This is a genomic window from Pedobacter sp. UYEF25 (assembly GCF_054061655.1).
The window spans coordinates 400906-415827 of sequence record NZ_JBSSEL010000002.1 but is presented as its reverse complement, the minus strand read 5'-3'; the positions used below and the strand labels follow the sequence as shown (position 1 = coordinate 415827).

Annotated in this window: 14 protein-coding genes; 6 read left to right on the top strand and 8 right to left on the bottom strand. The window is 37.6% G+C overall.

From position 1 onward, the window contains the following. Positions 1-59 precede the first annotated feature (59 nt). From ACVWYG_RS03805 to ACVWYG_RS03790, 4 genes are all read right to left on the bottom strand, one after another. Complete coding sequence (locus tag ACVWYG_RS03805; RefSeq protein WP_457268803.1) at positions 60-659, bottom strand: biliverdin-producing heme oxygenase; 600 nt, start codon at positions 657-659, stop codon at positions 60-62. A gap of 139 nt (positions 660-798) precedes the next feature. Continuing rightward, positions 799-1452, bottom strand: a complete 654-nt coding sequence (locus ACVWYG_RS03800; RefSeq protein WP_457268802.1) for a competence protein CoiA family protein — start codon at positions 1450-1452, stop codon at positions 799-801. Between the two features lie 127 nt (positions 1453-1579). Next, positions 1580-2704, bottom strand: coding sequence for an AI-2E family transporter (locus ACVWYG_RS03795; RefSeq protein WP_457268801.1), 1125 nt, complete (start codon positions 2702-2704; stop codon positions 1580-1582). Between the two features lie 249 nt (positions 2705-2953). Then, entirely contained in the window at positions 2954-4702 is a 1749-nt protein-coding gene (locus ACVWYG_RS03790) for an ATP-binding protein (protein ID WP_457268800.1), read from the bottom strand. A 265-nt stretch (positions 4703-4967) separates the two neighbouring features. On the opposite strand from ACVWYG_RS03790, the gene ACVWYG_RS03785 reads away from it, so the two are divergent. Both ACVWYG_RS03785 and ACVWYG_RS03780 read left to right on the top strand, forming a co-directional pair. Next, the gene (locus tag ACVWYG_RS03785; protein ID WP_457268799.1) at positions 4968-5378 is read left to right on the top strand and encodes a response regulator; all 411 of its coding nucleotides are present in this window, start codon (positions 4968-4970) and stop codon (positions 5376-5378) included. Between the two features lie 222 nt (positions 5379-5600). After that, entirely contained in the window at positions 5601-6758 is a 1158-nt protein-coding gene (locus ACVWYG_RS03780) for a zinc-dependent alcohol dehydrogenase (RefSeq protein WP_457268798.1), read from the top strand. Positions 6759-6816: 58 nt separating this feature from the next. Here the strand turns inward: ACVWYG_RS03780 and ACVWYG_RS03775 are convergent, their stop codons facing one another. From ACVWYG_RS03775 to ACVWYG_RS03760, 4 genes are all read right to left on the bottom strand, one after another. Further along, a complete protein-coding gene (locus ACVWYG_RS03775; protein WP_457268797.1) occupies positions 6817-7395 on the bottom strand; it encodes an arylesterase in 579 nt (192 codons plus the stop codon). 118 nt (positions 7396-7513) lie between these two features. Beyond that, positions 7514-7903, bottom strand: coding sequence for an SDR family NAD(P)-dependent oxidoreductase (locus ACVWYG_RS03770; RefSeq protein WP_457268796.1), 390 nt, complete (start codon positions 7901-7903; stop codon positions 7514-7516). Positions 7904-8545: 642 nt separating this feature from the next. Next, positions 8546-9562 (bottom strand): sterol desaturase family protein, encoded by a 1017-nt coding sequence (locus tag ACVWYG_RS03765; RefSeq protein WP_457268795.1) that lies wholly within the window; start codon positions 9560-9562, stop codon positions 8546-8548. Between the two features lie 312 nt (positions 9563-9874). Then, entirely contained in the window at positions 9875-10111 is a 237-nt protein-coding gene (locus ACVWYG_RS03760) for a hypothetical protein (RefSeq protein WP_457268794.1), read from the bottom strand. A gap of 140 nt (positions 10112-10251) precedes the next feature. Between ACVWYG_RS03760 and ACVWYG_RS03755 the strand changes: the two genes are divergently transcribed. The 4 genes from ACVWYG_RS03755 (at position 10252) to ACVWYG_RS03740 (ending at position 14856) form a co-directional block, all read left to right on the top strand. After that, positions 10252-10935 (top strand): type 1 glutamine amidotransferase domain-containing protein, encoded by a 684-nt coding sequence (locus ACVWYG_RS03755; RefSeq protein WP_457268793.1) that lies wholly within the window; start codon positions 10252-10254, stop codon positions 10933-10935. A gap of 388 nt (positions 10936-11323) precedes the next feature. Then, a complete protein-coding gene (locus tag ACVWYG_RS03750) occupies positions 11324-12466 on the top strand; it encodes a glycosyltransferase family 1 protein (RefSeq protein ID WP_457268792.1) in 1143 nt (380 codons plus the stop codon). Further along, complete coding sequence (glf, locus tag ACVWYG_RS03745) at positions 12459-13598, top strand: UDP-galactopyranose mutase (protein WP_457268791.1); 1140 nt, start codon at positions 12459-12461, stop codon at positions 13596-13598. Before ACVWYG_RS03750 ends, glf begins: the two co-directional genes overlap by 8 nt. Beyond that, complete coding sequence (locus ACVWYG_RS03740) at positions 13579-14856, top strand: amine oxidase (protein ID WP_457268790.1); 1278 nt, start codon at positions 13579-13581, stop codon at positions 14854-14856. Before glf ends, ACVWYG_RS03740 begins: the two co-directional genes overlap by 20 nt. The last annotated feature ends 66 nt before the right edge of the window (positions 14857-14922 follow it).

Below are 14922 nucleotides of genomic sequence, written 5' to 3'. Positions count from 1 at the left end.
TATCAATGTGTCAATCAAGACTGGATATCCCGATAAAGATAGCTTTATATTGGGCTAATTTATTTAATATTAATTGCTTGCTTATCAGCATTTTTTATCCACAATGCAAATTTCGAAAAAGTGTCATTTGCGGCCTCCAAGCTTAGGCTGACATCAGTAGGTGTGTAGAGTTCCTTATTTAATACGTCTTTAAACCCATTCCACATTTTTTCGGTTTCATCGCCATAACCATTAAAAAAGGACAATCCTTTCTCATCAATAAATTTTAGCTGTTTTGCCATCATTTTAGAGATTACTTTTCCGCCAAGTGTAGACCCCTCAATCACATATAATGCCCCGAAAGCCTGAGATTGATTGTTGATTTCAGGGAGATCGTCATCCGCGGCTTTTTGAGGAATACCACCGTTTAAATCGTATATGTCCTTCAGTAAACTGTTACTTTTACGTCTATTTTGATAATCATCAAGTATTCCAACCTCAATATATTGATTGATTTTATCTTCCAAGCCGCCGAAATAGCCGTAAAAAAGCTGTAAAAGTTTTACATATCCATCTAGTGCATCGATAGATCGTATTCGATCGACCAATAATTTCTCTACTTGTTGATGATTGGATTTAGTATTCAGTTTAAGCTGTTCTGATAAAGTAGTGTTTTGCAAATTCGAAGAGTTAATGTCAACAAATATACCTTATCAATTGGTTTATGATTTACATTGGATCATTTAAGTTTTCCAGTAGCAATTGGATTTAGAATGGATTAGGACGGAAGGTTTAAAGCAATCGAAACTTAGATGTTCTCTAGCCTCTGTTTTCGGAGGAGGTGACGAAAGAATTTATAAACTCTTTTTTCGAAACCACCTTTAGGTAAGAATATCGGCCAGTAGATTGTGGCCGATGCAATAATTGATAAATAAAATAACCTCCAAAATCGATCCATAATGGGAATGAAGCTTCATACCAGGTCTTATGAGGGTTGCTCCAAGTAAAAGAGAGTAAACTTCCGTGAGATTTTAAACCCCTCAATTCGGGATGAGAAAGCGTCAGTTTTTTAGGCTTCTTGATTCCAGCCTTGATATCTATTTTTCGCATAAGCGCTAAATTAGCCCCCTGTGCAAATTCATATGCTTCTAACTGTTTATCTTCCATATTGGGAAGGTGTTTAAGTAATCTAAAACCTTTAAACATTTTTCCGTCTAACACCCAAATCATTTTTTTATAAAACGCTTCGCGCTGCTTAAGTTCTTGATTTGCGATGGGGGAATGCTGAAATTCTATCGCTGTGCCACAGGCAGTAAATACATCTGCGCGATGGTGGTAGCCGAGTGTTCTATCTAGAAATGTGCGCTCTCTAAATTCTGACGGAAAAACGTTTTTCCAATCCCTATGCCAGGCAGATTCTCCCCATACTCTTTCCGATTCCGATGTGTTGACCAGCTCAATTTTTGAATTCATACCACATCAAATTTAGGGGTTTTTCCGATTTGAATATTGATTTGTGAAGACTAAATTTGAGCATTTGTCCAAATTAATCTGCATACAGTTTCAGAGGATTTAGCGCGTGAGTTTTAGTACAATCATTTTAAGTTTTGACTGTCTTGCCTCGGACGGTTTTAGTGGAAATTCGCTTAGCCAACTTGTTCTGTTTTTTTTCCTCATCCCCCAAAATAATTCCCCAAGGTTTCATGCTTTCCACTCTATCGAAAATAATCTTTAAAACTGCAATAACAGGAATGGACAAGAACATACCCGAAATTCCCCAGAGCATCTCCCCAATTATAACACCTAACACAGTAATAAGTGCATTAATTCTTACCTTAGATCCCACCACTAAAGGAAGCAGTACATTGCTGTCTACAAGGTGAACAATTACGAGCGTCACCGCTACCAATAGCACTTTACTTACCACAGTGGCGGTTGCGAAGGTGATAAAACTGCTAAGCACAAGCGCCACGAAAATACCGATGTAGGGGATCACATTAAGAATTCCGGTAATAAGCCCTAGCAAGATGGCATATTTAATCCCCAAAATAAAAAACACTACACTTACTACGGTGGCTACGATTCCCATTTCGATCAATAACCCGATAATGTATTTTCTAATGATGTATTGAACCTGTTCTATGATGTCATGAACAAGCTCTTTATTCTCTTCTAAAAAAACAGATACCAGAAACTTCATAATTAAGGAGCGGTAAAGCAGAAAGAAAAAAGTGTAGATGAAAGTAAAAAGTAAAAAGAGAAGTATGGATGAAAGGGATAACACAGTTGCGCCCACTACTGTGGTACTTGATGCAAGCGCTTTGGTTGTTGCCGAGTGTACATAGTTAAGCTGTTTCGCTGCATCGATATTAAAACGCGCATCAATCCATTGTTGAAGGTTTGTGCCAGTAAGTGAAAGTTGTTGTTTAAACTGAGGCCAGTCGCTCGCTAAGCTACTTAACTGCGAAGCCAAAACATATAAAACCAATCCAATTACACTTAACATTAAAAGGACTGAGAGCATTGAAGCTGCACTCCTTGGTAGTTTAATTCTTCGCTCAAAAAACGCAGCCATGGGCAGAAGCAAAATCGAAAAAAGACATGAGAAAATCATTGGCGAGATAATCTCCTTGCCAATGATGAACAAATACCCGAACGCGATGAGACTACCAAGCACGCACATCGTCTTGACGTAAAACGGACGATCAATTGATTTTATATCCATAGTTGAAAATGCAGTAAATGTTATTTAAAAGCAATGTGAAAAGACAAACCAAAATCAGCAAAAATTGTTTGGAAATTAGTGCCACGTATAACATATAAGTTATTGTTGAAGTAAATAGTTAAGAGGATACCGTTTCTTACTATACCCTCTGCTCGCAGAAATTTATTTTACAGTATTTTAAGTTCACTGAAATTATCCTGCTGAGCGCGGGCATTAAATCGTTATTTTTTTGATGGCTGGCGTAAATGATTAATCCATTGCTAATGGCAGGCTAAATTTAAAAGTTGAACCAGCACCAATCTTACTTTCAATCCAGATCTTTCCTTCGTGTCTAAGCACAATTTCTGAGCAAAGATACAACCCTATTCCAAAGCCGGCGATGGTGGCTGCTTCTTTTCCTTCTACTCTATAAAAACGGTCAAAAAGCTTTTTTTGATCAAGTTCGGTCACCCCGATTCCTTGATCCTTTACGCTAAGCAAAGCATTTTCTGCATCGTTAACACATGCAACATTAATCACAGATCCTTTGGGCGAGTATTTTACGGCATTGCTTATTAAATTGTTAATTACCTGGCCAATTTTATCCCTATCGGCATCCACTAATGTATATACTACAGGGGCAAACACAATTTCGTGAGAATGGATCATCGCCAACGATTCTTCCTTTATCTCCTCTACCAATTTAGCAAGATCAAAATGTTGCTTATCTACATAAATTTTGCCAACTTCCAATCTGGATACATCAAGAAATCCGCTGATCATGGCATTCATCTTTTTAACTTGGCGCATAACCCTTTCCAACGCATTTATCGCAAAGTCATCCTTCTGTTTCTTTGCTCTTAACTCTAGCATTTGTACAAAAGCACCCATAGATGTTAAGGGTGTTTTCAATTCATGGCTCACCATGGCTATAAAGTCATTCTTCCTTTGTTCGTTTTGCCTACGTTCAGTAATGTCAATTATGGTACCCGAAAAATACTCAGGCCTTTCGGAGTGATTTTCTGAGTATACTCTTCCTGTTTCTCTCAACCATCTTTTTTTATTAGTATGTCGTTCATTAATTGGATACTCAATGTCGTAAGGGAGTCCTTTTGCGCTGGATTCGTTGACTGCATTTGCCACGATTTCTCTATATTCCGGGTAAATTTGTTCCACGGCCGATTCATACAACATGATTTCGTCTTTGCCATATCCAAAAAAAGACTTTAGGCGATCTGAAGGTTTAAATGCTCTAGTCTCTGCATCGATATACCATGTTCCAAGTTCCGCCTGTTCTATGGCAATTGCTTTCGTCTCCTCACTTTCTGTTAGGTTTTTAAGCATTTTATCCAAATTTTTTTGCAGCTTTTTTAATTCATCATTCGTTGCCAATAATTCAGCATTGCTTTGTTTTTCTCGCTCAATAAGTTCGGTCTGGTTCATCGCCGCATCCCGAAGTTGGCTATTGAGTAAGAGCACTTTCTCTTCAGAAGATTTAACGCCTGCGTTTAATTCTTCAAGCATAAGTACCTTTCGCCTAAGTTCAAGTTTCTGCATTACCTGCCGTGCAACAATTTTTAAAGAAGATATTTGCGCTTCACTCAACGTTCTTTTCTCTGGATCAATCACACATAGCGTTCCTAATTTATAGCCATCCTCATTGGTTAGCGGAACTCCGGCATAAAAGGTAATGTTTGGATTTCCAGTCACCAAGGGGTTGTCCTGAAAGCGGAGGTCTATTTTTGCGTCTTGAACAACCATGATGTCATCTGAAGAAATGATGGCATGTGCGCAAAACGATTGATTTCTAGGTGTTTGCGAAACACCAAGTCCTCTGTGGGATTTGAACCATTGCCGATCGTTATCGACAAAACTGACTAATGCGATTGTTGTTCCGCAAATTTGTGAAGCCAGTTGAGTCAAATCGTCGAAATCTTTCTCCTCAGCAGTATCTAATATATGATAACTCTTAAGGGCTTCAATTCTTCCATATTCGGAGTAACCAGAATTTTCCTCCATTTTGTTAAAAATTATGATTGAATCTGGGAACGGACGCGGTATTTTTCAAATTATTCAATGAACTAAAAATTTTGGGTTAAACTTTGACTAATACATAAAATTAAAAAAACCGTGTAAAAATGCTAACTTTTTTGCCAAAAAAAAAGACCTTATAGCTGGAATGATATATAATTTACACTCTGAATAGTGCTATAGAAAACTTTTAATTTTAAGCGCTGTTAGTGTCCTAGATATGGGTTGATTAATTTACTCAAACTGAGATATAATGGAAGGGGAAAACAGAAAACGAATATTAATAGTGGACGACGAACAAGACATTTTAGACGTCCTGGTGATGCTGATGGAAATGGAGGGTTTTTCTGCCATTGGTATTTTAGACGGTTCCAAGTTTTGCAAAACACTGTCTGGGTTCAATCCTGATTTAATTATGCTTGACATCATGTTGGGAAATGTAGACGGTCGCGATCTTTGTAGAATGGTCAAATCAAACGTGCTAACCGAAAAGTTGCCTGTTATTATGGTTTCTGCTGGTCACAGGGAAACTGCTTCAGATCAAGTGTATCATCCAGATGGTTTTATTCAAAAGCCATTCGACATTCAACTTGTCGTCGATACTGTTAATCAAAATTTAGTTGCCTCTAAATACAATTCCTCAACTAACCGCTCCAAGGGTTAAAAAATGTGACGCGAAGTATTCAAATATTTGATCTTTGCCTTCTTTTAAAAGAACTAGACTATTAAGTGTTTAGTTAGATGAGTTTCGAATCAATATTTCCCTTAAAAATTCGGTTAAAATTTATCTCTAAATCGAATAAACCATTGCCTATTTTCTGATGTTCTGGGTAGGTATTCCAAATTTATTATTGGAGTACTAAAAATTAAATTTAATTCTTTAATTATGAAAGCAGCAGTATTTCACAAACCTGGAGACATCCGCGTCGACACAGTTCCGGATCCGGAAATATTGGATCCGAGAGACGTTATTTTAAAAGTTACCTTAACCGCAATATGTGGTTCAGATCTCCACATTTTAAGTGGAGCAGTTCCCCAAAAAGAGCCCATGATTGTTGGACATGAATTCATGGGAATTGTGGAAGAGGTTGGATCGGCAATTACAAACTTAAAAAAAGGCGACAGAGTTGTAGTACCTTTCCCAATTGCCTGTGGAAGCTGTTTTTTTTGTACACATGACGCTTCCCCGGCGTGTGAAAATTCTAACTATAAAAATTACGGACCCAATGGCGATCTGGCAAGTCAGAAGGGAGCAGCGCTCTTCGGTTATACTGACTTATACGGTGGTTACTCTGGTGGCCAAGCGCAATATGTGCGCGTTCCTTATGCAGATGTGAGTCCTAGAATTGTTCCTGAACATCTTACAGATGAACAGGCCCTTTTTCTTACCGATATTTTTCCTACAGGATGGTCAGCAATCGATTGGGCACAACTTAAGGGTGGCGAAGTAGTTGCGATTTTTGGATCTGGGCCCGTTGGATTAATGGCGCAAAAAGCAGCTTGGATTAACGGCGCAAGTAGGGTTATTGCAATCGACCCGTTAGACTATCGTTTGGAAAAGGCAAAAGCCGTAAATAAGGTAGACACGCTTAATCCCCATAAGGTTGATGTAGTTGAAGCCATTAGGGAAATGACCGGCGGAAGAGGTGCTGACGTATGCGTTGATGCGGTAGGTTTTGAACCAGAGCGTAGTTTTTTAGACAAAGCAAAGGCGACCATACATTTCGAGAAAGGCTCTATGAAAGTTTTAGATATGTGTTTTGAAGCAGTTCGCAGGATGGGAACTGTATCTATAATGGGCGTATATGGATCTCCATATGATAATTTTCCCATGTTTAGAATCTTTGATAAGGGAATTACTATTAAGCAAGGACAGGCGCCGGTAATTAATTACATCGATAAGTTAATTGGATTGGTAGATCAAGGGAAAGTGATCTTAGATGATATAATTACCCACACGCTTCCCTTAGAAAAGGCTACTCACGGCTACAAAATCTTCGATGAAAAACAAGAAGATTGCGTAAAAGTGGTGTTAAAACCTTAAGTCAGTTCTATTTAATTTAGGTTTCGTAATGACGAAACCTAAATTAAATATTCATTGATTAGCCATTATTGCTATTTCTTTTTTGGATCAGCTTTAATAAAGAAGGCCAAATGTGTAATGCCATAATGCTATAACCGGCAGCAAGTGGGTGTAAGCCGTCTGCCATATTTAAATTACTCACTCCTGCTACTCCCTCAAGTAAAAAGGGAACCAGTTCAAGTTGTTTTTCTTTAGCAATTTGTTGATAGATATCTGTAAATACCGAAACCCTATTGCCGGGTATCCAAGCTGGCAAACGCATGCCTAAAAGTAATAAATCCGCTAAGGGATGTATTTTCCTCACATTCTCAATTATACGCGTTAAATTTATTTTTGTTAAGTGAGGGGAATAGCCTCGTAAAAAATCATTTGCACCGAGTTCCAGTACGAAAATATCAACTGGCTTTTTTAATACATTGTCTAGCCTCCTCAATCCATCGTTAGAGGTGTCTCCGCTGATGCCCGAATTGATGACGGTATAATCAAGTTTCTGGACATTAATTTTCTGTTGGATTAGGGCAGGTAGCGCTTCGTCAGCTGGATTCGTTAATCCATAACCTGCGGTAAGACTATTGCCAAAAAATATAATTCGTTTCAATTTAGAGAGAACCAAAGATTCACACTTTATTTTTTAGAAATAGTTTAAAAAGCACCTTAGAAAAGGTCAATTTTTTGCAATACTTGAAAGCGCAACAACACTGTGAACTTAATTCAAATTAAATTTCTACCATTTGTTCATTTGCTCTTAATGTCGCTATGGAAACTAAAGAACAAATATTATGCCTTACTATTTCCATTTCCTGGTGTAATTGTGCCGCCGTAAATTCTCCATAAACTCCTTTTCGAGCAGCATTAACGAGTAATTCTATTCGCAGGTGTTGCGCCTTAATTTCATCGTAAATGTCCTTTGCATTTGTTGGATCAAAAAGGTTTTTTGTTATCGCTATTAATTGTGTTTCGTCTACTTTTCCCAACTGTGCATTTTGTCTAGTATTTTCTCCCACGCTAAAAAACTTCGGAAAACCTCCTCCTTCGAAGGAAAAAAGTTTATAAAGTTTTCGGCCTATTCCGCTGGAGGCTCGGGTAATTAAAGCGTATTTATCCATATACTACATCGAGTTAATTTGATCGCTTCTGCGTAAATTAGAAAACCGTTTTACTGCATGCGAACAACTGCTTTTAAACTTCTAACATCGACTAGATTTGCTCTCTAGAACACAATCAGTCTCATCATTTTGTCCAATTGGCGCTATCATTCTACACGTCGATATCTCTCAAAAACAATTTAAAACTTACCTAATCGGTTATCCCGATATATCATTTATTTCGAATATCACATTTTTTTGTAAGGTACAACCATTCCAAAAATAGATTGGTTTGGTTTTATCGGTTGAAAACTCAATAATGGGTATTTTGCTTTTTTACTGAGATTTATCAGTTTATAAAACGTAGTTGTACGATATTGAGATTATTTTAATCTAGCATTTCCGCAAAAATCGGCAATAGACGGTTTAATTTGGGAATGCGTAGCTTGCATTCTAATTAAACGAGTGCACTTTAAGCATCTCCCAATTCGGACTTTGGAAGTATTTGGAAATGGATTGCGCATGCAAAAAATGTAAGCCCCTGCTCGAAAATGAGCTGCAAAGAAACAGGTAATTGAAGAAAGATATTGCGAATATTAACTATTGCTGAGGTAGCTGAAATGGATTCAATATAACTCCCTTGAGTTTCTAATTAGTAGTGTTTTAACGAGTTTGCAGTTCTTTATTCACTGTACTATACAGTTTTTCTTTTTCGACCACATGCTTAAAGGTGATCTTTGTAGTGTGCTCGTCTGAAGATGAACTGTTAGTTATGATTTTAGTCTGAGTACTAATTCTTCTACTTTCTATGTCCGCAGGATCTCCAAACAGAAAAAACATTTTATTCTTAAATCCATCGGCATTTCTTACGTCTTTCCAAATGTCAATAAACTCATGAAAATTGATATAAAATGGGTTTCCTTTTTTCTTTAGCTTGTGAGTCAGCCCATAAATAACTTTTTCATTTTCTGGCTCATAAGTGCCAAAAATTCTGTCCCAGATAATAAATGTGGCACCAAAATTCTTGTTGATGTATTTTTCTTGCGATCCATGATGAACCCGGTGGTTAGACGGTGTGGCAAAGATATACTCAAAGAATTTAGGTAACTTCTTAATGTACTCGGTATGAACCCAAAACTGAAACAGTACGGCAATCTGGTTTGCAACAAAGAATACCACGGGATGAAATCCCGCAAGCGCAACAGGAAGAAAAAAAATGATTTTGATGTGCTGAACCCAACTTAATCTAAACGAAACAGTAAGGTTATAATTCTCGCCGCTGTGGTGTACTACATGTGTTGCCCACCAAAATCGTTGGTGATGGGAAATTCGGTGTGACCAGTAGCTGCAAAAATCGAGTAAGATGTAACATGGAATAAGCATCCACCAGTTTAAGGACATGCGCCATGGAAGCATATTGTAAATGGCAACGATGATAAAAAATAGACCAAATTTTAATAAAAAGGCCACAATTACATTTCCAATTCCTACAAATATGGAAGCAATTGTTTCTTCCTTATTGTAAATATCTCTATGCTGTCTGTTTGATATAAACCATTCAATCAATACACACACAAACATGATGGGTGCCGCCCAAACTATAATTTCCGGTGCATCAGAGGTTAAGTTTTTTAAGTTTTCTAGTTCAATAGGTGCTGCGCCAAAGAGCTTAATACTCATAAAGTTAGTTAATACTGTTAACATTTGTTGCTCATAACATTAACAGCAACAAACAAATTAATCTCAATAGGTTAAGTGTCGTTTATACGTCAGGTACCCGTTATGTGTCTGCCAAAGTTAATAAAGCTAAACAAATATGCCCTATCATACAACCAATTGGGATGATTTCTAAATAAATTTCTAACCCAATAAAATCTTTTAGCAACACCAAGGAAAATATTTTATAGCGACTCTAAGGAATTAATAGAGTAGAAACAACTCAATTGTATTGCAGCACCCGACAAAAATATAAGGTAAGACATAAAGTGTCCGTTAATCACTTCCTTGGGTTTTGACTATTTTGTTATATACGCCCAATAACAGAAACGGCGCAGCCCACTGTCCAACAAATAGCGCACTGTGTTTTTGCCTTGTAAATTTAAGCGCCAAAGATATGCCCATAGATGCTACTGCAGCCCATAAAAATATATCTGATGGAATTTTTGCAGTTTGCTTTTCAATCTTCTTTGTTATTTCTCCCTCTTTGAGCTCCGGATTTCTATCTGACATAATTGTTTTTTAAGTGAGCATCAAGAACACTAACCTTACCTATTTGTTCTTAATAGTTGTAAGAGTTTTCAAATTTAGGCGAACAAATTTGGAATGAATGAGTTAAATAAGCGAAAAAATTAATTCCTAACTGATCACCAATGAAAAAAATAGCTATCATAATAACGTCGCACAAAGAACTTTTAAATACGGACAGTACTACAGGATTGTGGATTGGAGAATTTACGGATCCTTATTATGAATTTGTTGATCAAGGCTATCAAGTAGCCCTTGCAAGTCCTAAAGGTGGTAAACCGCCTATTGATACGATGAGTGAACTTACGGCCCACATTTCAGGTTCTAACAGAAGGTTTTACGATGATCTTGAAGCTCAGAATGTGTTAAATAATACCCTGAAGTTGGAAGAAATCTCTGCGTCTGATTATGACGCTGTGTTTTATCCAGGGGGACATGGTCCCATATTCGATTTGGCGAAAAATGAAGCAAGTGGGAAACTGATTTTAGATTTCTTTTCTAAGCGTAAACCTGTCGCAATGGTTTGCCATGGCCCTGCAGCATTAATTAAAGCCGCTGAACTAGATGCGTCGGTATTAAAGGGAAAGCGGGTGACGGGTTTTTCGAATACCGAAGAAAAATTGGCACTTCGCGCCGATACCATCCCTTACACTTTAGAAAATCGTTTAAGAGAATTGGGTGGAGATTATAGAACAGGACCAATACCTTTTGCATCGAACGTGGAAATTGACGGTCTTTTGATTACGGGACAAAATCCATTGTCGGCTGGTCCAGTAGCAAGGGCGCTTATAGGAATGTTGGAAAGGTAGATGTTGTAAAAATTTCAATTCTTTATCCAAATTTTCAATTAGGATTTTTGACTTGTGAAATATTTTATTTTGCGTCTGCTAAAGTTTTCTGCACAATTTGCGGATAGGTTTTTTTGAAGAGAAACTTCAAATTTAAATAAATTCTCTTTCGCTATAATTAATTTTTAGGCCAAATAACTAAAATTTGGTTTGCAGTTAAAAGCTCCCTACATTATTTAGAAGTATTTATACGGTCGATTGGATGCGCTTTTACGGGTTTGTTCCATTTCATAAATTGAAGAAAACAAATTGATTTTACGTGTGTCATATGCTTTGAAAATGTTGGGGTATACGATTAAAAATAGACCGATGTTTTTAGCTCAATTAAATTTTTACACTAAACAACACTATGCCGAAAGCGTCAAATAATCTAGTTTGCTTTTCTCACCTTCGATGGAATTTTGTTTACCAAAGACCACAACACCTGATTACTAGGTTATCGGAACACTTTAATACTTTTTATATTGAGGAACCGATTTTTGATGCAGGAGATTATCCCTTCCACAGTTTTACAGAAATAAGTAGCACTTTATATGTAATGGTGCCGCATCTAAATCCAAACCTGTCCACTAAACAGCATGCAGATCAGTTAAAGTCTATGCTTAAAAACATCATTAAAGTCGATAATGGCGAGGAATTTGTGTTTTGGTATTATACGCCGATGGCTTTGGAGTTTACGGATTCATTTTCTCCCGCACTTATCGTTTATGATTGTATGGATGAACTTTCCGCATTTAAATTTGCACCAGCTTCCCTAAAATCAAACGAAAAGAAACTTATGGATCGAGCAGATCTTGTCTTTACAGGGGGCAATACCTTGTATGAGGAAAAGAAAAAATACCATTCTGCCATTTACCCTTTTCCGAGCAGTATAGACAAGAATCATTTTAATAGAGCAAGATCGTTAACTGAATCACCCGAAGATCAAGCAGCTATCAAGGGAATTAAAGTCGGTTTTTTTGGTGTGATTGATGAGCGGTTTGACATCGAACTTGTCAAATTGATGGCAGAGCTCAGACCGGAATGGCAGTTTATATTGATAGGGCCTATAGTTAAAATTGACCCAAATTCTTTACCGAAACTGAGCAACATCCATTACCTCGGTCAACGCACTTATCAAGAATTACCCGCTTACCTTTCGGGATGGGACATCGCTCTAATACCTTTTTTATTAAACGAATCTACTAAATACATAAGTCCAACAAAAACACCAGAGTATTTAGCAGCTGGTATTCCCGTGTTGTCTACCGCCATAACAGATGTGATAAAACCTTATGGTGTCGCGCACCTGGTTCATATCTGTAATACAGCAGGGGAGTTTATTTCTGCTGCAGAAACGGAACTGAACAGAGGGGATAAAGACAAATGGTTAAATCGGGTAGATGATTTTTTAAAAAATATGTCTTGGGACAATACCAAAAATGAAATGTTAAGTTACATGAACGAACAATTAGAAAAGAGTGTTATCTATAATCAGTTAAGCGATGTTTGATTTTTTAATTGTTGGAGCCGGCTTCGCCGGAAGTGTGTTGGCAGAAAGACTTGCCAGCCAGGCGGGAAAGAAAGTGCTTATTATTGATAAACGAAATCATATCGGCGGGAACGCTTACGACCATTACGACGAGGCGGGGATATTGGTTCACAAATATGGTCCGCATATTTTTCATACAAATAGTGCAGACGTTTTTGATTATCTCTCTCAGTTTACTGCCTGGAGAAACTACCAACACCGCGTATTAGCGAGTGTAGATGGCCAGTATTTTCAACTGCCTGTTAATCTCAACACTGTAAATGAAATGTATGGTCTTAATTTGAATAGTGCTCAATTAGAGGATTTTTTCGCTTCAAAGGCTGAAAAAGTTAAAGAAATTAAGACATCCGAAGATGTTGTTGTAAGCAAAATAGGTAGAGAGCTGTATGAAAAGTTTTTTCAGGGTTATACACGCAAACAATGGGATTTAGATCCATCAGCACTAAATGCGTCTGTTGCAGCACGTGTTCCAACGAGAACCAATAAAGATGATCGATATTTTACAGATACCTTCCAGGCCATGCCATTGCACGGTTATACCAAAATGTTTGAACGGATGCTCAATCATCCAAATATTAAAGTAATGTTAAACACAGATTATAAGGAAGTTATCGATGAATTAGACTTCAAAAAGTTGATTTTTACAGGTCCCATTGACGAGTTTTTCGATTATAAATTCGGAAAACTTCCGTACAGGTCATTGGAATTTAAATTTGAGACCCATGATAAGGAAACTTACCAAAAAACAGGAACGATAAATTATCCGAATGATTATGCATTTACTAGGATAACCGAGTTTAAGTATTTAACAGGGCAACAGCATGCAAAAACTTCGATTGTTTTCGAATTTCCACAGGCAGAAGGAGATCCATATTATCCAATACCTATGCCTTCTAACACCGCGCTTTATGAGAAATATAGGCAATTGTCTCTAGAAACTAAGAACACCTATTTTGTAGGTCGCCTCGCAAGTTATAAGTATTATAATATGGATCAGGTTGTCGCTCAATCGTTAAGCACATTTAAAAAGATTAATGCGAAAGAACATATTTTAGAACCTGCAATGATGGTTAATGGACTTAGGGCGGTTTAACAATCAAGATAGCCCTTTTCAATCTTTTTGGATGGGTGGTTACGAGTGTGCGGATCATTTAAATGTGCACGGAAATCGTGTAGATTTTTTGGAAATAACCAAACACGCCCAGTTCATTGATGACGATTATCGATTATTGCAGCAGTTTGAGATAAAGACCGTTAGAGAGGGAATTTGTTGGTCATTAGTCGAAAAAATTCCTTACGAATATGATTTCCGCTTGATTTCCAAAATGATGGACGCTGCTGATCTTTACGACATTCAGCAAGTTTGGGACATTTGTCATTTCGGCTATCCATCTGATTTGACGCCACTTCATCCGCATTTCAAAAATAGATTTGTGAGGCTTTGCCAAGCTTTAGTGGAGTTCTATTTGGCTAGGGGGCGCAGTAGGCATAGGTTAATTATCACGCCGATAAATGAAGTGAGTTTCATTTCTTGGTTAGGAGGTGAAGTTGCAGCCACTTCGCCTTTTTGTAGAGGAAAGGGTTGGGATGTAAAATACGAATTGATGGGCGCCTATATTGCGGGCGTAAAGTTGATGAAAGAAATATATCCAGATGTATTAATCCTCAGTACAGAACCTTTGGTAAACATTGTAGCACCCCACTTTGCGGAAGAAGAAATGATGTACAAGGCCGCTAGTGATCATCAACTTCAGTATCAGTCGAACGATATTTTATGCGGTAGAATTTGTCCCGAACTTGGGGGAAAAGAAGAATATTTGGACCTTTTAGGTCTTAATTATTACTACACCAACCAGTATACATGTTGCGATTATGAAATAATACCTTGGGCAAATGAGTTTGAAGATTCTAGATGGCGCCCACTTTCGGAACTTATTTCCGAAGCGTATCATCGCTACAATCGACCCGTTCTTTTATCAGAAACAAGTCATCCAGGCGAGGATCGATCAAAATGGATAAGTTTCATCACACACGAGTGCGCGAAAACGCTCGAAAGCGGCATCCCATTATTGGGCATTTGCATTTATCCCATTGTAGATAGACCCGACTGGGACAATACGCTAATTTGGCACGATTCCGGACTTTGGGGAGCAGTGCCTGACTTAAATGACGAAAGTGAAAGGCCAGTAGATGAGTTTTACGCCGCTACTATCATGAGTTGTAAAGCTGAGATAGAGGCTGTAAAAAATGCTATGCTGATAGATACCGAAGGCAATCGTTTCGATAACTCAAGTCGTTCTTCACCATTCAGAAAACTATTTCAGACGATCTCTGATTGGAAGTTTTTTTAAAGATCTCGTTTTAGAGCTGTTTGTATTAATATTGTACTTTTGCGCAACTCAATGATTTAGTTTAAA

Coding starts and splice junctions, on each gene's coding strand:
- ACVWYG_RS03780 (WP_457268798.1), top strand. CDS start 5,601: ATGAAAGCAGCAGTATTTCACAAACCTGGAGACATCCGCGTCGACACA.
- ACVWYG_RS03800 (WP_457268802.1), bottom strand. CDS start 1,452: ATGAATTCAAAAATTGAGCTGGTCAACACATCGGAATCGGAAAGAGTA.
- ACVWYG_RS03785 (WP_457268799.1), top strand. CDS start 4,968: ATGGAAGGGGAAAACAGAAAACGAATATTAATAGTGGACGACGAACAA.
- ACVWYG_RS03790 (WP_457268800.1), bottom strand. CDS start 4,702: ATGGAGGAAAATTCTGGTTACTCCGAATATGGAAGAATTGAAGCCCTT.
- ACVWYG_RS03760 (WP_457268794.1), bottom strand. CDS start 10,111: ATGTCAGATAGAAATCCGGAGCTCAAAGAGGGAGAAATAACAAAGAAG.
- ACVWYG_RS03765 (WP_457268795.1), bottom strand. CDS start 9,562: ATGAGTATTAAGCTCTTTGGCGCAGCACCTATTGAACTAGAAAACTTA.
- ACVWYG_RS03755 (WP_457268793.1), top strand. CDS start 10,252: ATGAAAAAAATAGCTATCATAATAACGTCGCACAAAGAACTTTTAAAT.
- ACVWYG_RS03740 (WP_457268790.1), top strand. CDS start 13,579: ATGGACTTAGGGCGGTTTAACAATCAAGATAGCCCTTTTCAATCTTTT.
- ACVWYG_RS03770 (WP_457268796.1), bottom strand. CDS start 7,903: ATGGATAAATACGCTTTAATTACCCGAGCCTCCAGCGGAATAGGCCGA.
- glf (WP_457268791.1), top strand. CDS start 12,459: ATGTTTGATTTTTTAATTGTTGGAGCCGGCTTCGCCGGAAGTGTGTTG.
- ACVWYG_RS03750 (WP_457268792.1), top strand. CDS start 11,324: ATGCCGAAAGCGTCAAATAATCTAGTTTGCTTTTCTCACCTTCGATGG.
- ACVWYG_RS03795 (WP_457268801.1), bottom strand. CDS start 2,704: ATGGATATAAAATCAATTGATCGTCCGTTTTACGTCAAGACGATGTGC.